The sequence below is a fragment of the Paenibacillus taihuensis genome, from assembly GCF_003386535.1.
In the GTDB taxonomy this organism is placed as follows: domain Bacteria; phylum Bacillota; class Bacilli; order Paenibacillales; family Paenibacillaceae; genus Paenibacillus_Z; species Paenibacillus_Z taihuensis.
Window position 1 is genome coordinate 59,203 of record NZ_QTTN01000005.1, and the last position, 23,163, is coordinate 82,365.

At 54.6% G+C, this 23,163-nt stretch carries 24 protein-coding genes; 15 read left to right on the top strand and 9 right to left on the bottom strand.

Going from position 1 to position 23,163, the window contains the following annotated elements; translation table 11 throughout:
* Positions 1-63: 63 nt before the first annotated feature.
* From A8990_RS05970 to A8990_RS05985, 4 genes are all read right to left on the bottom strand, one after another.
* Positions 64-1,665, bottom strand: coding sequence for an alpha-amylase family glycosyl hydrolase (locus A8990_RS05970; protein WP_116188108.1), 1,602 nt, complete (start codon positions 1,663-1,665; stop codon positions 64-66).
* The gene (locus tag A8990_RS05975; RefSeq protein WP_116188109.1) at positions 1,662-2,492 is read right to left on the bottom strand and encodes a sugar ABC transporter permease; all 831 of its coding nucleotides are present in this window, start codon (positions 2,490-2,492) and stop codon (positions 1,662-1,664) included. The genes A8990_RS05970 and A8990_RS05975 overlap by 4 nt, the downstream gene beginning before the upstream one ends.
* Positions 2,489-3,781, bottom strand: coding sequence for a sugar ABC transporter permease (locus A8990_RS05980; RefSeq protein ID WP_245995863.1), 1,293 nt, complete (start codon positions 3,779-3,781; stop codon positions 2,489-2,491). The genes A8990_RS05975 and A8990_RS05980 overlap by 4 nt, the downstream gene beginning before the upstream one ends.
* Before the next feature lie 85 nt (positions 3,782-3,866).
* Positions 3,867-5,228 carry a sugar ABC transporter substrate-binding protein gene (locus A8990_RS05985; protein WP_116188110.1) on the bottom strand — a complete coding sequence of 454 codons (1,362 nt, stop codon included), beginning with the start codon at positions 5,226-5,228 and terminating at the stop codon, positions 3,867-3,869.
* A gap of 464 nt (positions 5,229-5,692) precedes the next feature.
* On the opposite strand from A8990_RS05985, the gene A8990_RS05990 reads away from it, so the two are divergent.
* The 5 genes from A8990_RS05990 to A8990_RS06010 all read left to right on the top strand — a co-directional run bounded on the left by A8990_RS05990 (position 5,693) and on the right by A8990_RS06010 (position 11,652).
* A complete protein-coding gene (locus A8990_RS05990) occupies positions 5,693-6,721 on the top strand; it encodes a LacI family DNA-binding transcriptional regulator (protein ID WP_116188111.1) in 1,029 nt (342 codons plus the stop codon).
* Positions 6,722-6,870: 149 nt separating this feature from the next.
* Positions 6,871-7,974: a nitric oxide synthase oxygenase gene (locus A8990_RS05995; protein WP_425463886.1), complete on the top strand. Its 1,104-nt coding sequence runs from the start codon at positions 6,871-6,873 to the stop codon at positions 7,972-7,974.
* 135 nt (positions 7,975-8,109) lie between these two features.
* On the top strand, positions 8,110-9,948 hold the full coding sequence (locus A8990_RS06000; protein WP_425463887.1) for a DEAD/DEAH box helicase: 1,839 nt from the start codon (positions 8,110-8,112) through the stop codon (positions 9,946-9,948).
* A 195-nt stretch (positions 9,949-10,143) separates the two neighbouring features.
* Positions 10,144-10,668 (top strand): GNAT family N-acetyltransferase, encoded by a 525-nt coding sequence (locus tag A8990_RS06005; protein ID WP_116188113.1) that lies wholly within the window; start codon positions 10,144-10,146, stop codon positions 10,666-10,668.
* A 585-nt stretch (positions 10,669-11,253) separates the two neighbouring features.
* Positions 11,254-11,652 carry a VOC family protein gene (locus tag A8990_RS06010; protein WP_116188114.1) on the top strand — a complete coding sequence of 133 codons (399 nt, stop codon included), beginning with the start codon at positions 11,254-11,256 and terminating at the stop codon, positions 11,650-11,652.
* A 59-nt stretch (positions 11,653-11,711) separates the two neighbouring features.
* Here the strand turns inward: A8990_RS06010 and A8990_RS06015 are convergent, their stop codons facing one another.
* Positions 11,712-13,229: a stalk domain-containing protein gene (locus A8990_RS06015; protein WP_181909424.1), complete on the bottom strand. Its 1,518-nt coding sequence runs from the start codon at positions 13,227-13,229 to the stop codon at positions 11,712-11,714.
* A 234-nt stretch (positions 13,230-13,463) separates the two neighbouring features.
* Between A8990_RS06015 and A8990_RS06020 the strand changes: the two genes are divergently transcribed.
* From A8990_RS06020 to hmpA, 3 genes are all read left to right on the top strand, one after another.
* Positions 13,464-13,985, top strand: coding sequence for a hypothetical protein (locus A8990_RS06020; RefSeq protein ID WP_116188116.1), 522 nt, complete (start codon positions 13,464-13,466; stop codon positions 13,983-13,985).
* Positions 13,986-14,055: 70 nt separating this feature from the next.
* Positions 14,056-14,790 carry a WecB/TagA/CpsF family glycosyltransferase gene (locus A8990_RS06025; protein WP_116188117.1) on the top strand — a complete coding sequence of 245 codons (735 nt, stop codon included), beginning with the start codon at positions 14,056-14,058 and terminating at the stop codon, positions 14,788-14,790.
* Positions 14,791-14,978: 188 nt separating this feature from the next.
* Positions 14,979-16,223, top strand: coding sequence for an NO-inducible flavohemoprotein (hmpA, locus tag A8990_RS06030; RefSeq protein WP_116188118.1), 1,245 nt, complete (start codon positions 14,979-14,981; stop codon positions 16,221-16,223).
* On the opposite strand, the gene A8990_RS06035 is transcribed toward hmpA, so the two are convergent.
* From A8990_RS06035 to A8990_RS06045, 3 genes are all read right to left on the bottom strand, one after another.
* Positions 16,220-16,723 carry a Crp/Fnr family transcriptional regulator gene (locus A8990_RS06035; protein WP_116188119.1) on the bottom strand — a complete coding sequence of 168 codons (504 nt, stop codon included), beginning with the start codon at positions 16,721-16,723 and terminating at the stop codon, positions 16,220-16,222. The genes hmpA and A8990_RS06035 overlap by 4 nt on opposite strands.
* A gap of 78 nt (positions 16,724-16,801) precedes the next feature.
* Entirely contained in the window at positions 16,802-17,308 is a 507-nt protein-coding gene (locus A8990_RS06040) for a ferritin (protein WP_116188243.1), read from the bottom strand.
* 115 nt (positions 17,309-17,423) lie between these two features.
* Positions 17,424-17,648, bottom strand: a complete 225-nt coding sequence (locus A8990_RS06045) for a DUF1450 domain-containing protein (RefSeq protein WP_116188244.1) — start codon at positions 17,646-17,648, stop codon at positions 17,424-17,426.
* 183 nt (positions 17,649-17,831) lie between these two features.
* Between A8990_RS06045 and A8990_RS06050 the strand changes: the two genes are divergently transcribed.
* From A8990_RS06050 to A8990_RS06070, 5 genes are all read left to right on the top strand, one after another.
* The gene (locus tag A8990_RS06050; RefSeq protein WP_116188245.1) at positions 17,832-18,029 is read left to right on the top strand and encodes a YwbE family protein; all 198 of its coding nucleotides are present in this window, start codon (positions 17,832-17,834) and stop codon (positions 18,027-18,029) included.
* Positions 18,030-18,125: 96 nt separating this feature from the next.
* Complete coding sequence (locus tag A8990_RS06055; protein ID WP_116188120.1) at positions 18,126-18,653, top strand: CcdC family protein; 528 nt, start codon at positions 18,126-18,128, stop codon at positions 18,651-18,653.
* A complete protein-coding gene (locus A8990_RS06060; RefSeq protein ID WP_116188121.1) occupies positions 18,619-20,214 on the top strand; it encodes an ankyrin repeat domain-containing protein in 1,596 nt (531 codons plus the stop codon). The genes A8990_RS06055 and A8990_RS06060 overlap by 35 nt, the downstream gene beginning before the upstream one ends.
* Before the next feature lie 91 nt (positions 20,215-20,305).
* The gene (locus tag A8990_RS06065) at positions 20,306-20,764 is read left to right on the top strand and encodes a MarR family winged helix-turn-helix transcriptional regulator (RefSeq protein ID WP_116188122.1); all 459 of its coding nucleotides are present in this window, start codon (positions 20,306-20,308) and stop codon (positions 20,762-20,764) included.
* Positions 20,765-21,036: 272 nt separating this feature from the next.
* Positions 21,037-21,357, top strand: a complete 321-nt coding sequence (locus A8990_RS06070; RefSeq protein WP_116188123.1) for a hypothetical protein — start codon at positions 21,037-21,039, stop codon at positions 21,355-21,357.
* A gap of 47 nt (positions 21,358-21,404) precedes the next feature.
* Here the strand turns inward: A8990_RS06070 and A8990_RS31415 are convergent, their stop codons facing one another.
* A complete protein-coding gene (locus A8990_RS31415) occupies positions 21,405-21,614 on the bottom strand; it encodes a hypothetical protein (RefSeq protein ID WP_181909426.1) in 210 nt (69 codons plus the stop codon).
* Between the two features lie 167 nt (positions 21,615-21,781).
* Here A8990_RS31415 and A8990_RS06075 point away from each other — a divergent pair, with 167 nt between their 5' ends.
* Entirely contained in the window at positions 21,782-22,234 is a 453-nt protein-coding gene (locus tag A8990_RS06075; protein WP_147306780.1) for a DUF6385 domain-containing protein, read from the top strand.
* Positions 22,235-22,259: 25 nt separating this feature from the next.
* Positions 22,260-23,159, top strand: coding sequence for a DUF6385 domain-containing protein (locus tag A8990_RS06080; protein ID WP_116188125.1), 900 nt, complete (start codon positions 22,260-22,262; stop codon positions 23,157-23,159).
* Positions 23,160-23,163 lie beyond the last annotated feature (4 nt).

The following is a 23,163-nucleotide window of genomic DNA, read 5'->3' on the forward strand; positions in this document are numbered from 1 at the left end:
AACAAAAAGGCCAAGCTCCGGGGCAACCTGTCGGTGCCTGAACTTGGCTTAATGTCTATCCTCTTACGGACTCAACACAACGCTCGAATAAGCGGGAATAACCACCTTGCTGCCCTCGAGCTTCGCCGACTTGTCGGTTGCAAGAAGCAGCTTCTTGAACACAGTCGGCTGCGACTTTGTTGCTGCAAGAAGCTCGACCGTTTGCGGCTCGCCTGACACGTTATGCAGGACAAGCAGCTGTTTCTCTTTCTCTTTCCCTTTTTCTTCTTCTTTCTCTTCAGCTGATCGCAAGTAGGAGACGACAGATTCATTGTCCGTCTCATAGGAAGCGATCGTACCGCTTCTAAGTGCAGGCTCCTGCTTACGCCAGGAGAGAAGTGTGCGATACGTATTGAGCAGCGAATGCGAATCTTTATCCTCGGCATCCACCGCGATATCGCCTTGATTGTTCGGCTCCCACGTTGTAACGGATGAATTGTCCGACTTGCTGCTCCACGGGAATGGCTCGCGGATTTGCTCATCCGGCTTATTCCCCGTCATGCCGAGCTCCTCGCCATAGTAGATGAACGCATTGCCGGGCAGCGTCAGCAGCATGGCCGCCGCCATGCGAGCGTGATTGACGTTGCCTTGAAGCGCCGTCATAACCCGTGCCTGATCGTGGTTGGTCAGGAATGGCGCATCCGTGAACGCGCCGCCGGAGTTTTTGCTATAGAATTCATGCACGCGCGATAGCGTAAAGCCGATATCCGTCGCCTTTTCAGAACCTGCAACCGCAATGATCTGGGCTGCCAGGTCGAAATTGAACGCTGAATTGAGCGCCTTGTCCAGATAAGGTCCAACGATGGCCGTCGTATCCCATACTTCCCCGACAAGGTAAGCGTTCGGATTGACTTCGTTTAAGCCGGCGCGGAACTGCTGCCACCAGGCTTGGTTCTTCCGCTGAACCGATTTCGAGTTCGCGGTTGTTTTGAAATCGCCGTAAATATGTTTGGCCGCATCGAGCCGGAAGCCGTCAACGCCCTTCTTCAACCAATACTGACCGACCTTGATCAATTCCTCGCGAACATGCGGATTGTCGAAATTCAAATCCGGCATCCCATCCCAGAAAATACCGAGGTATTGATCGCTGCCGACCTTGTGCCAAGGTGCGGGCCCAGCCGCCCCATCGGCAGGGACATCGCCGCCGAGCTTGCTTGCCCATACGTACCAATCCCGATATTCGCTGTTTGCCTCGGATTCCGCGTTTTTGAACCAGGGATGCTCTGAGCTCGTATGATTCAGGACGAGATCCATGATGACGCGAATGCCCCGCTTGTGGGCTTCGGCGAGCAGCCGCTGGAAATCCTCCATCGTGCCGTATTGATTATTGATGCCGTAATAGTCCGTGACGTCATAGCCGTGATAGCTTGGGGATGGATTAATTGGCATAAGCCAGATGCCATCCGCACCGAGCGACTTCACGTAATCGAGCTTGGAAGTGACACCGTTCAAATCACCGATGCCATCGCCATTGGAGTCTGCAAAAGAGCGGACGAAGATTTCATAGAAAGCATTGCTTGTCTGCTTCGCCTTCCCATCCCCGCCTCCAGAAGAACAAGCCGATGTCAACAAACAGCCTGCTGCAAGAACCGCAGCTAACATGGTACCTGAACGCCGCCGGATCATCCTTTGGAAGCACCTGCTGTCAGGCCGCTCACAAGGAACCGCTGCGTGTACATGTACAATGAAGTGATTGGGATAGCGACGAGCACGCAGCCTGCCGCGAACAGCGTGAATTCCGTACTATTGTAGGAATCGACGAGATTCCATAAGCCGACGGCAAGCGTCCATTGCTCCGGCGAGCGCAGAATCGCGCGTGCGAAGATGAAGTCCACCCATGCCCCCGTGAACGTCATCAATGAAATGTACGTAATGATCGGACGCGATAGCGGCAGGATAATGCGCATGAAGATGGTCATTTCGCTTGCGCCGTCGATTTTAGCCGCTTCCTCGAGACTGCGCGGAATCGTGTCGAAGAAGCCTTTTGCCACGAACATACCTAATGCCGAGCCAGCCGAATATACGATGATAAGCGCCCATTTCGTATCGAGGAGGTTAAACGTATTCAGGAGAACGAAGATCGCCATAATGCTCAGGAATCCTGGGAACATGCCGAGCACCATAATCGCCATCATCATCGCTTTGCGTCCTCTGAACCGGAAACGGGAGAAGGCATAAGCGGTTAACAGCTGAATGAGCGTGCCGATGACCATGCTGAGCGTTGCCACCTGCAAGGTGTTCCAATACCAGTGCGCATACGGAATATAGCGGTCCGCCCGAGCCCGGAATAGATCGCGATAATGATCAAGCGTCCAAGTCTGCGGAATGAAATGATCGCTGAACAGCGAGTTGCCGACCCGGAAGGAGGAGAGAACCGTCCAGAGCGCCGGGTAGAGCGACATGACGCCGATAAATGCGAGCAAAATATAGCTGATAAGCAGTCTCGGTTTCATTGAATCATGTCCTCCTCTTTGAACGATCTGGTGCGGACGAACATCGTAATGGACAGCGCCGCAATAAACAGGAACAGCAAAATCGAGATCGATGCTGCGATATTGTACTGGTTGAAATCGAGTGTCAGCTTGTACAGCCATGTCACGAGCAGGTCCGTCTTGCCGGCGTTATTATACGCAATCGTTGCTGGACCGCCGCCAGTAAGCAAGTAAATGACGTTGAAGTTGTTGATATTGCCTGCGAATTGCGTAATAAGCAGCGGTGCGGTCGCGAACAGGATGTACGGCAGCGTAATGTTGCGGAATTTCATCCAGCCGGAAGCGCCATCCACATCGGCAGCCTCATACAAATCCTTCGGAATCGTCGTCAAGATACCCATTACGAGAATCATGGAAACCGGAACGCCAATCCACATGTTCACGACGATAACCGATACCTTCGCCCAGAACGGATCGTTAAGCCAAGGCAGGCCTTGCAGACCGAACGCCTCAAAATATTTGTTGATTGGACCGAATTTCTCATTCAGCAGGTTCTTCATGATAAGCAGCGATACGAACTGCGGAATCGCATAAGGAAGAACGAAGAGCAGACGCCAGAAGCCTTTGAACTTGATGCCTTCCTGATTGATCAAGAGCGCAACGAGGATCCCGCCAAAATAACAAGTAACCGTCGCTGTAATCGCCCAGATGAATGTCCAGGTCATGACGCCGACGAAGGTGTTGCTCCATACGCCGAGAGTAAAGAGCTTATGGAAGGTGTCAAAGCCGACCCAGTCGACCAAATTTTTAGCAGGTATATGATTGGGCGACGAATAGTTGGTAAAAGCGATAAGCGATGTAAACACGATCGGCATGACCGTGAATACAAGCACGCCGATAATCGGCAGCGCGAGCAGCATCCAAGGGAATAAGCCGTTCTGAAGCGGTCTTAGGCTTGCGCCTTGCTCACGTCTGCGTCCGATGGTTACCGCGTCGCGAATATTCAATACATAAATGAAGATAAAGACAAGCAGTGCGATCCCGGCAAGAACGCCGTGAATCAACATAAAGATGGAATGATCGCCCGGAACGAGCTTCGACATCTTGCCAACCTTCTCGAGATGAACGCCTTTATCGCCTAGTGTAATAAGCCCCTTCAAATAAGAGGGAAGTTTAACGACTGTTGTATAAATGATAGCGGCATGCGCGAGAATCATAACCAAACCCTTGACGTATTGCCGATTGTAGAGCTGCCCGAGCCCCATGAACAGCGCGGATAGCCATCCAGCCGCTCTTGCGTGTCGATTCAAGCTGATCCGACCCCTTCCTTAGTAAGCCATCCACCCGCCGTAGCACGGCGGGTGGATGGTTTTGGTTTCTATTCGTTATAGGTTATTATTTCGATGTTGCGCTTGCGTCTTTCATTTTCTTGGACCAGTCGTCCATTGTTGCTTTCGCATCCGCTTTGTCGTTCCACAGGGAAGTGAGAACCGCTTCCTGCGTGGACCAGAATGCGTTCATTTCAGCGATCTTCGGCATTGGCGTGGAGTTGTTGAACTGCTTCAGGAACACGCTTGCGAATGGATCGCTGCTTACTTTCTCGTTATTAATAACATTGTTGTTGGAAGGCAGCGTGCCGAAAAGCTCGAAGTTGCGCAATTGATATTTCTCCGAAGAAACAAGCTCTGCGAACAGGTTCGCAGCTACCGGATATTTGGAGTACGCGTTCACGTAGAAGCCTTTAACGCCGGAGAATGGCATCATTGGCTGACCGTTTGGCAGCGTCGGGAATTCAGCAACGCCAAGGTTCTTCACGCCGTTCTTGAACTCTTGCGTCTGCCAAGGACCGCTAACGTTCATCGCAAGCTTGCCGGAAGTGAACAGGCTTGTCTTGATATCGCCTTTGATATCGCCTGCTTTGATTGGCAGAACCGCATCCTTCAAGCTGGAGAAGAACTTCGCCGCTTCAACGCCGCCTTCGTTATTCAGACCGATATCATTCGCATCCGTGCCGTCCTTGCCGAATACATAAGAGCCGTATCCGCCGAAGATGCCCCAGCTCCAGTAGCCGTTGCCAGCTTCCCACATGTAGGCGTATTTATCGTTCTTCGCATCGTTATACGTCTTCGCGAAGTTGATCACTTCATCCCATGTTTTCGGTGCTTCGCCGTTTGGCACGAGGTCTTTGTTATAGAACACAGCTGTTGTCTCGACGTTCATCGGGTAGCCGTACAGCTGGCCGTCGATCGTTTGAGCGTCGACTGCTTTCTGCGAATTGTTCGCCTTCGTCTCTTCCGCGAATACTTCGTTCGGCAGAACAACGCCTGCTTGAACTGCAGAGCCGAGACGGTCATGAACCGCGAGGAATACGTCTGCGCCTACGCCGGCAGGACCGTCCGTAGTGATCTTCTCGATCGATTTGTCTGGGCCAACGTCTTGGTATTCCACGTCGATGCCGTACTTCTCTTTGAATTCTTTCGCAGCTTCTTCGATCAATTGCTTTTCGGAAGCGGAGTACCATACGACGAGCTTAGCGCCCTCTTCCGGCTTCAGCTCTTCTGTAACTGCATTCGTAGAGTTAGCCGCGTTATCCGTTGTATCCGCAGCGTTTGTGGTGTTCGCGTTCGTGCTCGTGTTCGTTGTCGTGTCGGCAGCCGCGTTGTTGCCGCCGTTGTTCTCGCTGCTTGCTCCGCAAGCGGACATGACGACCGACATCGCAAGCACCGAAGACATAATCATTAGATTCTTTTTGTTCATGAAACTGGACCCCTCTCAGATTCTGAAATTTATCTGTAGTGTAGCGCTTCCCGTCTGTTCTGCTAGATCGCTCCGACTCTAAGTGGTCACGCACATTGTTGTGCAGGTGATGACGCTTTCATATTTGCGCAAACGTTTGTACAAATATGCAAAAAAAGAGAAGGAATCCTCTAGCAAAACACCTTGTAAGCGCTTTAAACATATCCTCATAGTACTCGAATCACTTAGAATGGTGCAACGTTTGCACAATTCAAATTCCGTCATTTTATTCATAAAATCCTGTATTATCTCGTGTATACTAACAAAATTGGGGTTTTATGCAAATTGTTCATTTGTGCTCATAGTGGCACAATAAAGCGCATTCATTTGTGCCATGTTTGCGCGGCTTTGCACAATGTTGTATTCACAATACGCGTTGATATAAAATTAAATTAAGAGATTAATGAGCAAAGGACGATCCACTTATGGCAGTAACGATAAAAGATGTGGCCAAAGTAGCTGGCGTCTCCCCCTCGACAGTGTCCAGGGTCATGGCGAATCATCCGCGAATCAGCGCCGAAACAAGCAAGAGGGTTCGTGAGGTGATGGAGGAGCTGGGCTATCATCAGAACATTATGGCTAAGAGTCTCGTATCCAAAACAACGATGACCATCGGAATCGTGCTTCCTCGTCCAGCTGATGAGATGCTGCTTAACTTCTTCTTCTATGAATTTATCCGCGGCGTGCTGGCTCAATTAACACGCGCAGGCTATGACTTGCTGATGGCAGGCAGCGGCAATGAGCGCGAAGAGCTGGAATCCGTTACGAGGCTTGTTCGCAGCGGCCGCGTGGACGGTTTGATTTTGCTTCACTCGCGAGTCGGCGATCCTATCATTGAGCTCTTGCATCGGGAGAAGATGCCGCATGTGCTGCTAGGACGCAGCATGGAATACGAGGATGTGCCGTCTGTTGATACCGACAACCTCCAAGCAGCTTACGATGCGACGATGCACTTGATTGCGCAAGGACAGCGGCGAATCGGATTCGTCAGCGGACCATCGCATCTGGCACTCTCGCAAGATCGGATGGCAGGATATAAGAAAGCGTTGTCCGAAGCCGGACTGCCCTTTAAGCAGACTTGGGTCGTTGAAGGTGAATTTCTGCTTGAAAGCGGCTATCGCGCCATGGCCTCCATTATGTCTCAGCCCGAGCCGCCAACCGCGCTTGTCGTCATCGATGACGTCGTCGCTTTCGGCGTGCTGAAGGGCTTGACGGAACTCGGCTATCGCATCCCACAGGATGTTGCGATCGTCAGCTTTAATAACCTGCAGCTCTCCGAGCTTACGATGCCGCCAATCACGAGCATGGACATCGGTACCTATCAACTCGGCTATACCGCTTCCCAGATGGTGCTGCGCATGATCAGCCAGGAGCCGATCCTCACGCGCCAAATCATCCCGCATCGTCTCGTCGTACGTGAATCCTCACTGCAAACCATTTCGCCTGTCAAATGATAGCCTGAATTCCTCCACGCGCGAATCCACACAGATGCGTCACAGCAATTGCGTCCCAAGTTCGGTATAATAGCACCATCTATCGAAGCAAGGCAGGGATCTATTTCATCATGATGAACACGCATTTGATCAATCACACAGTCACCGCGGTGACCAGCGCCAGTCAGCTGCTTCAAGAGGCCGAAGCCTACCTGAGGCAGTATGGCAGCGAGCTCGCCATTGCGGATAAGGAGATCGCTGCAAGGCTGAGCCAAATCGCGAGCGAAATCGAGGCGACCGGCACTTATACGCACACACCGGAAGAGCTTGCCTATGGTGCGAAGCTCGCTTGGCGTAACAGCAACCGCTGCATCGGGCGGTTGTTCTGGGACTCGCTGATCGTGCAGGATGCGCGAAGCGCGCAGACCGCGGCCGATGTTGCCCGGGCTGTGTTCAGCCATATGGAATATGCCACGAACGGCGGCAAAATCTTGCCGACGATTACGGTTTTCAGTCCGACACTCGACCCGGACAAGCCGCGCATTCGGCTGTGGAATGATCAGCTGGTTCGTTATGCGGGCTACGAGCGAGAGGACGGTACCGTACTCGGCGATCCGGTATCGCTCGAACTGACACGAGTGTGCCAAGGGCTCGGCTGGCGCGGCCGAGAGACGGCTTTCGACGTGCTTCCGCTTGTGGTGCAGCTCGGACAAGAACCGCCGGAGTGGTTCGAGATTCCCGTTGAGCTCGTCCTCGAGGTGCCGCTGACCCATCCGGAGCTGCCTGCTATAGAGCAGCTTGGGCTGAGGTGGTACGGCGTTCCTTTTGTCAGCAACATGCGGCTTGAAATCGGCGGCCTTCACTATACGGCGGCGCCATTCAACGGCTGGTATATGGGCACGGAGATCGGCGCGCGCAATCTGGCGGACCCATTCCGTTACAACATGCTGCCGCAGGTCGGGGCGCTGATGGGACTCGATACGAGCCGGGAATCGACACTGTGGCGCGATCGAGCGCTTGTGGAGCTGAACGTAGCGGTACTGCACTCTTTCAAGGGTAAAGGGGTCACGATTGTCGATCACCATACGGCGAGCAAGCAGTTCAGCTTGTTTGCGGAGCGGGAGCGGCAGAATGGCCGCATTCCAACCGGACGATGGTCATGGCTCATTCCGCCGCTGTCTCCGGCGACGACGGCTGTTTTTCATACGCGATATGAGGATTTGGAGCAGAAACCGAACTATTTTTATCAGAAAACGCCTTACGGCGAGCAGTAAGAAGTACATGAACGGCTTCGGAATGTGGTACGATAGGAATGCCGGATTTTTACATGAGTGAACATGCAGCCGCCGCCGAGATGGGGAGACGGCTTCGTTTCATTTCGAACGGGTAGGCTTGTAAACATAAATGAGGTGGATGTATTGGCAGATTTTGAACAATTAGGTATTGGCAAGGAGCGGGCGCAATCGCTTCGGAATGAAGGGATACACGAGGCGACGCCGATCCAGGAAGGCGCAATACCGGTCATTCTGCAGGGAACTGACGTCATCTGTCAGGCGCAGACGGGAACGGGCAAGACGCTCGCGTTTTTGCTTCCGATGCTGGAGAAGATTAGAGCGGACCGCGATCAGCTTCAAGGTCTCATCTTGACGCCGACGCGCGAGCTGGCGCTGCAAATTTCGACGGAGCTGAAGAAGCGCCTTGCGACGCGGGAGGAATTCAGCGTGCTTGCGGTGTATGGCGGTCAGGACGTGGAATCGCAGCTGCGCAAGCTGAAGCGTGCGGTACATATCGTGGTGGCAACGCCAGGACGGCTGCTGGACCATATTCGCAGAGGGACGATTTCGCTCGGTTCGGTTAAGATGCTCGTGCTCGACGAGGCGGACCAAATGCTGCACATGGGCTTCCTGACCGAGGTCGAGGAAATTCTGAAGCAGACGCCGTACCGCAAGCAGACGATGCTGTTCTCGGCGACGATGCCGGCTGGCGTCCGTTCGCTCGCAGCGCGGTTCATGATTGAGCCGAAGGATATTACAGTTCGTGCGCCGCAAGTGACGCTGAAGGCGATTCGCCAGTTGGCGGTGGAAGTGAGCGCGAAAGGCAAGGAAGAGCATCTGAAGCGGCTGCTGCAGGAGCATAACCCGTATTTGGGCGTTATTTTCGTCCGGACGAAGAAGCGCGCGAGCGCGGTGAATGAGTACTTGCAGGAGAATGGTTTCGTGAGCGACGAGCTGCACGGCGACCTGTCGCAAGCGAAGCGCGAGCAAGTGATGAAGCGGTTCCGCGAAGCGAAGCTGCACTTGCTTGTCGCGACGGACGTAGCGGCGCGCGGTCTTGACGTTGAAGGCGTGACGCATGTGTTCAACTATGACATTCCGGAAAATGCGGAGGGCTACATTCACCGTATCGGCCGTACGGGCCGCGCGGGCGAAGACGGAATTGCGATTACCCTTGTGTCGCCGCATGATCGTCTGGAGTTGGCTGCCATCGAGAGAGGCATCCAGCAGACGATCCCGCGGGAGAACAGCCGCGGCGGCGTAGCTGTTGTTCGCGAAGCGATCAAGCAGGCTGACAAGCGCGAGCGCGGCGAAGGCAGCCGCCGCGGCGAAGGCCGAAGCGGCAGCGGTGAAGGTCGCAGAGGCGCAGGCGGCGGCCGTTCGGGCGGACGCTCAGGCGGAGCGGGCCGCGGCGGTCGCGGCGAAGCCGGAGCAAGTCGCAGCGGCCGCGGCGCAGCAGGCGGCGAGAAGCGTTCCACAGGCGGCGGAGCCTATGGGGCCGCGGCGAAGCGCGGCGCGGGTCGCGATGCGGCGCGTGACGCGGAGTCGCCGCAATGGGGCGCGGCGGCGAGATCGGAATCGCCGCGCGGCCGTGGCGGCGCGGCGGGCGCACGCAGCGGCGGCGGCGAGTCCGCTGCGCGCGGCGGGCGCACGCGCTATAGCACGCCGGCGCGCGAGGAAGGCGCAGGCGGCAGCGCGCGCGAAGCTGGTGCGGGCCGCAGCCGCGGCGAAAGCGCGCGGGGCCGCGGAGCGGGCAGTTCTGCGCCGCGCGGCGGCAGTGCGCGTGCGGGCGGCGCGCCGCAGTTCCCGGGCAGCGGCGAGCGCGGCCGCGGCGGTAGTGCCGGCGGTCGCTCCGGTGGCAGCGGCGAGCGGAGTCGCGGTGGCAGCGGCGGTGGTCGTCCAGGCGGCGGCGGTCGCTCCGGCGGGGGCAAGCCAGGCGCAGGCGGTCGTCCGCAGCGCGGTCGGTCGCGCTAACGGTTGGAAGTGAGCTTCAAGGCAAGGCACAAGTGAACGTTACGGTGCCTTGTCTTTTTTTGTGAAGAAGAGCGCATTATGGATAAATGGAAAAATCCAGTTATTTCGGTCGGAACGCTGCAATCGCGTTTAAATAACTGGAAAAATCCAGTTATTTAAGATTCTAAAGGCCGGTTGCCGAAAGGAGCAGTGGATATGGCTTATTTAGTGAAACCTTCGACAGAGCTGAAGGAAGCGTACATGACGTTCTACCGGGAATGGAACTTGAGCGGGGAAGATATTGTGCCGTGGGTGGTCAGTCTGGATCCGAGCGATTTTGACGCTTATGTTCGTCACCTGAACGAGGCTTGTCTAGAGGAGAAGGTGAGCGAAGGCTGGGTGCCGCACTCGACGTACTGGCTGGTCGACGACGAGGGCAAAGTGGTCGGTGCAGCCAACATCCGTCATAGGCTCAATCAAAAATTACTCGAAAGCGGCGGTCACATCGGCTACGGCGTCATCCCGTCCGAACGGCGCAAAGGCTACGCGACCCGGATCCTCGAGCAAGCGCTGCAAGAGACAGATGCGCTCGGCATACGTGAGGTGCTCGTCTGCTGCGACGACGGCAATATCGGCTCGGAGCGGACGATCGTACGCTGCGGCGGCCAATACGAGTCCAGCTTCACCGAGGCGCACGGCAATGTCGTGAAGCGGTTCTGGATCACGCGCAGCGGCGCGTAATTTCGGCGGTTCTGCAGCTGAAAGCGGGAAAACCCGCTCTCGGAGTGCATTGAACCCACAATGGACAAGCGAGAGAGGGGAAATCCTCTCTCGCCGTATGAAAAGCGGCAAATCCGCCGAAAACGGCTCCTGAGAGAGGGAAAACCCGCTCTCGGAACATGCAGGACCCTATAAACTTACGTGAGAGCGGAAAAACCCTCTTTCACAACGACACTGTATCCGAGTTGGCGTCCCCGGTTCGCCCAGATCTGCATCCCCGGCAGCTGAGAGAGCCAATATGGCTCTCTCAGTAGCAAAACCGCCGTAAAACCTAGCTGGGAGATCCAATACGACTCTCTCACGCAGAACCGGAGCCCCAAACTAGCGTCTTTGGCAGCTGAGAGACCCAATATGGCTCTTTCAGTAGCAAAGCCGCCTCAAAACCTAGCTGAGAGATCCAATATGGCTCTCTCACGCGGAATCGCAGCCTCAACCAGCACGGGTCTCCAATGCCGTCAGGTAGCCTGCCTTTATTGCCGCCCTCCATTTTGCTACACTGGTACTCGTGCAGCTTATGGCAACTTCTCATAAGGAGGACAAATACAGATGGCCAAGCTTCGTCCATACATTTATTCCGATAACGCAAGAGAGCAGGCGAACTTCTACGCGGAGGCGCTCGGGGGCGAGATCCTGAGCATTCAAACATACAACGAAATGCCCGGCGCGGCCAAAGACGGGAAGGATGGCGTGATGCATCTCGTGCTGCAGGCTGCCGATCAGCTATTCTATATGGCGGACACCGGACCGGTCGAGCGCGGCAACGGACTTGATCTGACGCTGGAGTTCGAGACGGATGAAGAGGCAGGGTCCGTGTTCAACAAGCTGGCGGAAGGCGGCAAAATCATGATGCCATTCGAGCGCATGTTCTGGGGCACGATGTTCGGCCGAGTGATGGATAAATTCGGGGTACGCTGGCAGATTGCAACGCAGGCAAGCGGCCATTAAGCAAAGAAGAGCCGTTCACGAAGAGGCGAAATGCCTCCGAATGGGCGGCTCTTTATTATCTAGTCCACGTCGGCAATCTTCCACGCGCCATTCTCCTGCACGAATACGATGCCGCGACCACCTAGCTTCTGACCATTCGGGTCGAACAAATACGTGAACGTCACCTCGGCAAGCAGCGCGTTGCCCGGACGATCCTGGAATGACGCGATCTTCACGCCGGTAATGAGCTGCTGCCCGATCGCTTCGAAAGCCGGCCATACAAGACGATCCTTCGCGAACAGCGTCTTCAACGTCGTCAGATCGCGGCTGTTCATAGCGCTCACATAGGCGTTAATGCTTTTCGCAGCGGCGAGTTTCCGCGAATCTGCAGCGTACTTCTCCGGAGATAACAGGAGCGGCTTCACGGTTAAGTTGGCACTGCGTACCGTCTGCGTCCAATCGACGGCGCTGCCGAACGCCGTCGCCGTGGCGCGCAGAGGCAAGTAGACCGCGTTATGCAGCAGCACCGGCTTCGAGCCTGCGCCGCTTAGCGGCTTCCCGTTCACCCAGACGGAGAGGCTGCTTCCGTTGTTAGCAGCCCATACGCTTTTGCCCGGCTGAACCGCCCCGAGCAGCGCCGCCTTGTGTTCGGCGTCCCACATGACCGGCCATTCGAGCGCGTCGGCTAGTGCCCTCATCGGCAGTAGCATGACGCCGTTCTGAACGACCGGCTGCAGCCCGGCGCCCGTCACTGGCACCCCGTTTATCGAGAGCATAGGCTTGGATGGTGCTGTGATTGTCACTTCCTTCATGCTCGCTAGGCCGCCTGTGTCGTAGTAGAGCCAGCTTTTGCCGAGGCTTACCGGTTTAAGAGAACCATCGAATGCCTTCCCATAAGCAGGCATCGTGAAGGTCAAGTCGTAACGTCCCTGCATAATCGGCGCTTCATAGATGAGCAGCGCTTGGCGGGAAGGGTAAAGTACGCCGTTCGCCGAGGTCAGCCCGCCGCCAAAGCTCCCATTCTCATTAGCAAAGATGCGAATGACGCCTTGCTCGCTGGAAGCATCGTTGCCTTTGATGTGAATGGACTTCCCAATCTGCGGGTTCGAAGTGCTGTAGTAGGTTTGGTCCGGCTCTACGAGCAGGCTGTTCAGTTCTTTCACAGCTGCGGCGTCCTGAGCCATGTAGTTACTGCCACCATAGTCGAAGTAAAGCTTATCTGCTCCGCCAATCAAGATGATGAATGTGCCGCCATCCGCTAACGTGACGTTGATTTTGGTCATAAAATAGACATTTTGACTGTCTATCGACGCTGATTCCGTATCCGGCTTGGCCTTGCTGAGCAGGCGCTCCATAATGACGGCGACCCTCTCTAACGAAGGCTGGTCTTCCGTGCGCGAGCCGAATAGGGGCACATAGACCATATCGGAATGCCTCATATGAACAGCCTGAATATCTTGCGTCTGAAAGGTGATAACGGAGTCTGGATCGTCATCGACAACGGTTGGTGCAGCTATCGCAGCGGGCAAGGCGAGTGCGCCGCTCCCTGCCAGTAGAATAGCAGCCAAACTAAGCTTTCGTAGGCTAGCTTGAATCATGCAAGAAATCCTCCTCACAGTGGTCTTGTTACTGTATAAGACTTTCGCTGCTGTGAGAAGGTTGCAAGGTAAGGGAAATTCCATCAACCTGCAATCCCTCTTATAAAAATCATCTAAATCCTCGCGTAAGCAGTTGTTGCCCCGTTGAAATTAGTATACGCTTGAGAAAATAGCTTGAATCGTAAGAAACGCGAACGTTATACATAGATAGATTCTTGGCGGGAGGTATCAACCATGTTCGAGTGGAAGCGGCTGCTCCGGTTTAACCGCTACATTGGAAAGGGTAATGAAGAGATTGACTATCAATGGCCAGCTTCGAAGTTCCCTCTTGTCAGCATACGTACAAGCGTAGGGAAGAGTAAGCCGAAAATCGCGGTCGGCGTCATCGCGGTCGGCGATATCGCGATTGGACTTGTTGCGGGCGGTGCAATCTCGCTCGGCGTTATTTCCGTTGGTGCAGTCGCACTTGGCGGGCTGCTTACACTAGGTGCAGTAGCGATCGGGAACGGTCTGGTCGGCGGTGCAGTAGCGATCGGCGAGCTTGCCATCGGTGCGGTCGCAATTGGACAATCAGCGGTCGGCGCGGTAGGGATTGGCGAATATGCGCTTGGTGCTGTTGCGCTTGGCGAGCATGTTGCCGGGGCAGTTGCCATTGGTGAGCGCGTTTACGGCATTGTCGCCATCGGGGAGCATGGCTTCGGGCTCGTACCAATCGTCGGTGACTTCATTCGATGGGTCGTCGGCTTGTTCCGCTAAGTTTTAACAGATTTGGCCGTTGTGCTACAATGGGCTGAGACATCATGTGCGTGAAAAGGAAGGTAAAACGATGGATACCATTAATATTTTAGGCGTTTCGTTCTCGAAACGGACGATGGATGATACAGTGAAGCTGCTGCAGAAACAGCTCGCAAGCACGGACAAGCCGTTGTTTCATCTGATTACGGCCAACCCGGAAATCGTAATGGCGGCGCGGAATAATCCGCAGCTGAGAGAGATTGTCGAGGAAGCGGACCTCATTACGCCGGACGGCATTGGCATCGTACTCGCTGCCAAATGGCAGGGCGAGCATATACCGGAGCGGGTAACAGGGTATGATATGCTTGTGAGGCTGCTCGAAGGAGCGAAGCAGCAGCCATTCTCGCTGTACGTCGTCGGTGCGGATGAAGAGACGAACGCCAAATCAGTCGAGATCATTAAGGATCGCTATCCTGGCGTTACGATCGTTGGCCGCCATAACGGCTTCTTCAATGCGGAGCAGGAAGATGCGTTCGTCGCCGATATCGAGCAGAAGCGCCCGGATATGGTCATCGTCGCGCTTGGCGCACCTGGAGCGGAGAAGTGGATCTATAAGCATAAGAGCCGCATTAAGGCGAAGATTGCTTTCGGCGTTGGGGGCAGCCTCGACGTTATCGCCGGCAAAGTGAAGCGCGCGCCGGTTATTTGGCAGAAGCTCAATGTAGAGTGGCTGTATCGGTTGCTGAAGCAGCCATCCCGCTGGCGCAGACAGCTCGTGCTGCCGAAGTTCGCGCTGACCATTGTGACATCGCGTAAATCGCGATAATTAAGAAGAGAGCCCTTGAGCGCGAGCGCAAGGGCTCTTTTTTGCATCCCCCGAGTTGTCACAGATCGTTTTCAATCGGTGTGATTCCAATCACATCGGCATGCCGGCTGTTCCCGCTATACTTGAGTCATAAACAACAGCAAGACTTACAAGAGACTCAACAAGCTTATGAAAGCGGGGAATAAGCCATGCTAAATGATAAAACGATCCAAATTATTAAGTCGACGGTACCGGTGCTCGAAATCCACGGAACAGCGATTACGAAACGATTCTACGAGCTGCTATTCAGTAACTATCCAGAGCTGCTGAACCTGTTCAATCATGCGAACCAGCGTCAAGGCAAGCAGCAGACGGCACTTGCGAATGCGGTCTATGCCGCAGCGCTGCACATCGACAAGCTGGAGATGATTCTGCCAGCCGTGAAGCAGATCGCACAGAAGCATCGGAGCCTTGGCGTGAAGCCGGAGCAATATCCAATTGTCGGTCAAATGCTGCTGAAAGCAATCAAGGAAGTGCTGGGCGATGCGGCTACGGACGAGATTCTTGGGGCGTGGGCGGATGCTTACGGTGTCATTGCAGGAGTCTTCATCGAAGTGGAAGCGGGTATGTACCAAGCTGCAGAACAGCAGGAAGGCGGTTGGGCGGATTACCGTGCATTCCGTGTGGAACGGAAGATCGTCGAGAGCGAAGTCATTACGTCCTTCTATCTGGTGCCGCAGGATGGAGGAGCGATCGCGACTTTCGAGCCAGGGCAGTATGTGAGCGTGAAGCTGGACATTCCAGGCGAAGCGAATACGCATATCCGTCAATACAGCCTCTCGGATGCGCCAGGGAAGCCGTACTACCGCATTTCGGTAAAAAGAGAGGATACGCTGCAGAACAGACCGGCAGGCAAAATATCCGTGTACCTGCATGAGCAAATTGGTGAAGGAGATGTGCTCCATCTGTCGGCACCAGCCGGCGCCTTCACGCTGGATCAGCAAGATGAACGTCCGCTTGTCCTGCTCAGCGGCGGGGTTGGCCTGACGCCAATGGTCAGCATGCTGAAAACGATCGTCACCGCCAATCCGAAGCGGAGAGTCATCTTCATTCATGCTGCACAAAATGGCGACGTTCACGCCATGAAGCAGCAAGTAGATGCGCTGGCAAGCCTTCACCCGCAAGTATCCAATTACGTTGTCTACGATAAGCCGACGATGAACGACCGGTCACTGCAAGCTTTTGACAAAGAAGGCTACATCGATCTTCCGTGGCTGAAGAAAGTGATCCCAACAACGAATGCGGCATTCTACTTCTGCGGTCCAGTACCATTCATGCGGATGATGAACAGCACGCTGAAGGAATTTGGCGTCGATGCTGCGGACATTCACTATGAATTCTTTGGTCCTGCAGGCAGCTTGGAGGCAGAAACGGAAGCTCAGCCGCAGCGCTAAGCCTTCTTCTGCCCGCGCAGCAGCCGGTTTATCGTCTCGCGCCGAAGTCCGATCAGCTGGCCGATCTCGTCCTGCGTGAGCACTTCAGTCAATGTGGCCGGCGCGATAAATTGCTGGAACCAAGCCGCAAGCTTCCGCAGCTTCTCGGCTGGGGTCACCTCGGTCAGCTGATCGATACGCTGCTGCATCATCCGAAGTTTATTTTGCAGCTGGAGGGCAATCTGGTGGCAGCGTTCGGCATCCTGCTCCAGCGCCTGGTACCAGGCGGCTTCAGGCAGTACGTCGACCTCGCAGGTCACGAGCGCGACAGCCGAGCCATTGTAGGGATTCGGGCTTATCAGGGAGTGATGAGGAATCGTCTCCCCTGGGACGATGATGTTCACGATGAATTGCGAGCCGTCCTCGTGGACGCGTACGATTTTTAACATCCCGGATTTCAGATGATATAACGGTCCGGTCTCGCCCTGACGGAACAGCATTTCGCCTTTATGTAGAATCATAGCGTTTGTCTCCCGTATCTCAATAAACGAATCGCCCCCATCTTGCCGGTTATGGCAGGCTGAGGGCGATTGCTCGTTCTAGGCGTTCGTCGGCGGAACGAAAGTCCGCGCTGCAAATTCATTATCAAGCATGAAGAACGCGTTGCTGTCTTGGTCAATACGCTTCAGCTTGTTAATGATGCTGTCGAACATCGCTTCTTCTTCGACTTGCTCGTCAATGAACCATTTCAGGAACTGAATAGTCGCATGCTCGCGATCGTTCAGGGCGAGGTCGGACAGGTGGTAAATCCGCTTCGTCACTTCCTTCTCGTGGTCGAAAGCATGCTCGAACGCATCGAGAATCGATTTATATTCATTGGTAGGCGTGCCCATGCCTGCTAGGGTGACACGTTTCCCGCGATCGTTGAGATACTTGTACAACTTCATCGCATGGAAACGTTCTTCTTCGGCTTGAACAATAAAGAAATTGGCAAATCCATCGAGGCTTTCTCCGGAACAGTAAGCGGCAATAGCCAGGTATACGTGCGCGGAGTAGAACTCGAAGTTCAGTTGCTCGTTCAAAGCTTGGCTGAGTGTTTCGTTGATCATCGGCCGCACCTCCCTCTTCAAATTAGTTTGTATAAAAGAAAAAGAGACGAAGCGTGAGCCCATCTTACAGGAGCTGACAGCTTCTTCCCCTATCGTACCATACAATGCCATATTATCCTATCCGGTGCTTTAGCTTCTCATACAGTTTCTCGGCGGAAGGCGCGACAACGACCTCAGTCTTCCCGATCATCACCATGCACTGCTTGGAGCACATCCTGCAGCTGCCCAGACAGTCCTTCTTCTTCTGCTTCAGATCAGGGAACTCGTGCTTCAATGCTTTGAATACGGACTTCGAACCGTGTTTGAAGTTTCTGCAGCAATACTTGATCTTCTTCATGTCGTGACCGACCTCTTTCGAAACCGTGGTAAGAGCTAACAATATAATGATAGTAATTCTCATTCTCACTGTCAATTCCTTTTTGCGAGGGGCGGTCCCCCTTTCTTTACTTCATCTGTTCCCTGCATTATGATTAGGAACATTACAAAGCAGTATGCATAGAAGGAGCTAGAAACGATGAGTTTGAATGGACAACAGCGTTCGAATATTCGTCCAGGGATCACGGTCGATATTGTGCTGAAGAAGGACCAGGCGAGCGGGCGGACGACGCGCGGCGTGGTGAAGGATATTTTGACCAATTCCCCGAATCATCCGCATGGCATTAAAGTTCGGCTGCAATCCGGCGACGTTGGCAGAGTAAAAGCGATTATTGAAGGGTAATATAGATGATCCGCTATTTGCAACCGTACAGCAAAATGAGTAGGATTAGAGGAAGTAAGCCTGTTTACGTTATCTAGGTAAAGGAGCCGCTTCTTCATGACTCTTCCGCATTCGTTCTCACTTCCTCATCTTGCATCGATTTTTATCACGCTGTTATCAGGCATTGCAGTTATGTTTCTAAGGCTGCGCGCAAGCAATCGGCCGACAACGATGCGCAAAATCATCATTCCGCCGATCGGCATGTCGACCGGCTTTCTTATGTTCGTCGTTCCGATCACGCGAGTGCCGTGGTCGTGGGCGCTTATCGCTTTTGCCGTTGGGGCGGTCTTGTTCGCATATCCGCTGATTCGCACGTCGAAGCTGGAGCGGGTGGGCGACGATATCATTCTCAAACGGTCCAAGATGTTTATCTTCATCCTGCTGGGCCTCTTGATCATTCGTCTGCTCGTACATGATCTGGTGGAGCAGCATATTACGATTCCGCAGACCGGCGGACTCTTCTTCATTCTCGCATTTGGTATGATTGTCGTGTGGCGCGTTGCCATGCTTCGAGCTTTCATTCAATTAAAAAAAGTGGGGGTGATGACGGATGCGCATGCCAGAAACGATCGGACTTCTGTTTGAAGGTTGTATGGCAGGCGATACGGCAGCGGTTACCGAGCTGCTCGATAAGGATGCATCACTTGCAGCGGCGAGCTGGGGATACTTCACGCCGCTGCATTTTGCTGTGCGCGGAGGGCATGACGAGCTTGTGGAGCTGCTTCTTCGCTATGGAGCCGATGCTTCGGAGCAGCCCTGCCTCAGCTGGCAGGATTCCCTGCTGCAGAAGGCGCAGGACCGCGGCCATGATTCGGTTGTAAAGCTGCTGCGAGAGCATTTGCAGCGCACGTTGAAGGTGGAGCCGATTGGCGAGAAGCTGGCTGCGCTTATTCGCGATCGCAAGCTCAGGGAGCTGCTCGAATTGCTGGAGCAGCACCCGGAAGCGATCCATGCGAGCGACGAGCGCGGCAATACGCCGCTGCACTGGGCGGTTATGACCCGTCAGCTGGAGCTGATTGACCGGCTGCTGATCATGGGAGCGGATCCGCTTGCGAAGCGGGGAGACGGAAGTCAGCCTGCGCAGCTAGCGCTGGAGGGCGATTACTTCTATCGCGCGAATCGCAATCTGCCGCAAGACGCTAGTCGCGATACCAGCTTCCTGCTCGGCTATCTCATTGGCCGAGGCGGCGTGCCATGCGATCTCTTCCTAGCTGCCGCGACTGGTGATGCTATGCGAGTTGATGAGCTGCTGAAGCAGAACGAGGCGCTGGCGAATTCGCGGGATGCTTCCGGGCGATCTGCGCTCTACTATGCTGCGAAGCGTGGTTATGCGGAAGTGGTGAAGCGGCTGCTTGCCGCGGGAGCCGATCCGAACGCGGCGGAGCGGGATGCGGCGCGCGGAGCCGCATTGTATGCTGCGGTTAGAGGCAAGCATACGGCATGCGTGAAGCTGCTGCTTGCGCATGGTGCCGATCCGAACGCAGAGGTGGAAGCGAGCGGAAACGCCGTCTACGCGGCGCTGCAAGAGGGCAATCAGGAGCTGATCGAGCTGGTCTATGCGTACGGCGGCAATGTGACTTTGACAGGCGCGTGCGCGCTCGGCCGCATCGATCTGGTCGGCGAGCTGCTTGCAGCGAATCCGTCGTCTATAGATGGCGGCGATTACGGGCCGCTTGCGCAGGCGGCGAGCTGCGGCTTCACGGCGATCGTCAAGCTGCTGCTTCGCCATCAAGCGCCGCTGAGCGAGCCGTGGTACGCCAGTAACTATATGCATTACGCCTGTTCGTACGCAGATGCGGACATGGTGAAGCTGCTTCTCGAAGGCGGCGCAGACCCGAATCACACGAACTGGCTCGGCGTCAGCTACCTGCACTTGATTGCGCTGCAAGGCAAGCTGGAGCTCGCGGAGCTGATGATTGTTCATGGCGCCGACTTGGGGGCTGTCGACAAGGAGCATGAAACAACCCCGCTCGGCTGGGCGGCCAAATACGGGAAGAGCGACATGGTGTCTTACCTGCTGCAGCAAGGCGCCGAGGCAGAGCCGGCTGGCGTGCCGCAGTGGGCGACGCCGCTGGCATGGGCGCAGCGCAGAGGCCATCAGGCGATTGCGGAGCAGCTGCTCGCTCACCGTTCGGCGGCTGTCTAAGAGAGTTGACAGTAGCGGCGGCAGCCTGATATTCTAGCTACACCAATTGCATGCAATTTAATTGCCAACAACTTGAGAGAGGGAGACAGCGATGGATAAGAGTGACCTGCTTACGCTCGATAATCAGCTGTGCTTTGCCCTTTATGCCTGCGCACGTGAAGTGACGAAGCTGTATCGCCCGTTTCTGGATGAGCTCGGCATCACGTATACCCAGTATGTAACCTTGCTTGCGCTATGGGAGAAGGACGGAGTGCCCGTGAAGGAGCTCGGCGCCAGACTGTATCTGGATTCCGGCACTTTAACGCCGCTGCTGAAGAAGCTGGAAGCGATGAGCCTCATTCGCCGCGAACGCGATCCGGCCGATGAACGCAGCGTTCTCGTCCGCCTGACGGACGAAGGGCGGGCAATGAAGGAGCAGGCCGTAACCATACCGGAGCGGTTCTTCTGCCAGATGAACCTGCCGCTGGAGGAGTTCACCGCCCTGCGCGATCAGCTCCGCAAGCTGACGAGCGCCGTGCATGAGAGCACATGCGGCACGCAGGAGTCATAGATAAAGAAAACCACATGGTTACCGCGGGTGCGGGGCGATGTGGTTTTTTTGTTTATCGCGGGTCATTTTGCTAGGGTAAGGAACCGTACAGCGCTTATTTGCCGATTTTTCAACCCTTCGCAGCGCTAAGGAATCCCAGTAACCTTATTTGGTGTCACGCGCCCTCATTTCCGCTCAAAACGAGCAAATAAGGTGTGTGGAGTTCCTTAGAATTCTGTATTTCTGTATTACAGTTGATTGGGGTACATTTCCATATTAGTGGAGGCGAAATGATGACCAAACTGCAAAGCGCTCCGTTAAACCAGCTTTCACTAGAAGAGCTGATAAACCGGTTCGAGCTTTCGCCAACCAGATTGGATAGAATTTTCCAGCATGTCGGTAATGAGCGTTTCAATGCTTCTACTGCTGTTGGTCTTTTGCATGGAAGACAGATTTTTTGTTTCCCTTGGATTGGTGAGGCTAAAAATATTCTTAGTTATCGACTTGGTTTCAACTCCGCCCTCATAAAACAGCAGAACGGTATTACGATCATTCCAGTCCAAAGCGCTTCAGTTGTGGAAGAGTTTGCGGATGAGGTTATTTACTTAAATTAAAAAAGCCACAGGCGAGCCCGCTCGCTTGTGGCTTTTTTGCGTTCGAACTACCCTTCCCACCACGACATGTTCGCGTTGGACGAGAGAGCGGGACGGCGAAGAAGCTGGTGCCGCCGGGGATACGCGAGATGTAGAGCTTTGCCGCTGCCGACACTCACGCTGCCCGTATTCAAAATAAATAAAATGCCGTTCTTCTCCGCATCCGCTTCTGGCCCTCCGACGACGCCGGGCGAGGTGTAGGCGTTATTTTGCTGCATGTAGATGGGGTTGATGTGCTCTAGTAAATGGCGCTAGCATTTCACTTGTCCTAGGGAAGTACGGGGTTTATGAAAAGATGCCAATTCCCGGCGTACAACCGCCGTTTCCATATAAACAGAGAAGACATAGAGTAAAGAAGCATAAATGTCGCCAAGGGGAAGATGACATGAGTGAAAGTAGAAAACAAGGTTCCAAGGGAAGAGATGAATCGCTTCCCCCGCGATGCGGAAGAACCAGACCAACCAAAAAACGCAACCGTCCGCCAGCGTGCCCAAAGCCCCGCCCGGCAGCTCATAAGGGGGTATTCTCCGAACGCAAGTTTTTGAACATTGTGACGACAGACGAGTTTGTCGCGCTGCCATCGCAGGATGCATCGAACAAGTCCGTCTATTCCTATGCAATTGTCAATGACGGAGAAGAACCGGCGGTTGTGAAGCTTGAAATTGGCCCCAATGGAATCGATTATGCGACGGATATGGAAGGAGTTGTGGAGAACGAAAGCATGGGCATTGTTGTGCCTTCGCGCTTTTTACGTTATATGCGCGTGGCGGTGAAGTCCCAGCAACCGGGCAAGCCGACAGTGCTCTGCATTTATTTTCAAGCTCAAAATATGAAGTAGCTGGTGTATGAAGGAGTGTGAGGCCATGCCTAACTTTTCGAGCTTTAACCCGAATCCGGACAACCTGCGGACGCTGATCTTCGGTCAGGATGGGACGCAGACGGCGAGAGCTGTGGCAACGGATACGGAAGGTCGTATTCTCAACATTATTATGGATGGTACGATTACGAGCATTTCTGGCGTTACGATTTCCGGCGGTACGGTGTCGGTCGGCGCGATCGACAACCTGTTGAACGGTACGATTACAAGCGTAATGGGTGCAACAATTACAGCAGGAACGCTGACAGCGGTAACAAACCTGCTAAACGGTACAATCACAAGCGTGATGGGAGCGACAATCACGGCAGGAACGCTGTCAGCAGTGACGAACTTGCTTGACGGTACAATCACAAGCGTGATGGGAGCGACAATCACGGCAGGAACGCTGTCAGCGGTGACGAACTTGCTTGACGGTACGATCACAAGCGTGATGGGAGCGACAATCACGGCAGGAACGCTGTCAGCGGTGACGAACTTGCTTGACGGTACAATTACAAGCGTAATGGGCGCTACGATCACGGCAGGAACGCTGAGCAGCGTCACTTCGATTTCGCAGAAAACGTTCGTGGAACAGGCGAACTCGGCGCTGGTAACGGACGATACGTTCACGCCTCTTAGCGCGGTAACGACAAGCGTGCTCGGCACGTACTCGTTCTTCGTTTATAATCGGGGGCCAGGTGCGAACAACGCGGATGCCCGCGTAGAGATCAGCGCAGACGGCTCCAACTGGTACACCGATGTCGTTTCAACGACAGGCATTGCCGTCGGCAGCGTAGACGTACTGGTACCGCAGCGGTTTCTCAAATATACACGTCTTGCGTATCGTTCTTCTGCGGCCGGTAACGCAACGACAGTGGATGTATTCTTCAACGGTCAAGGCACTTAACCTA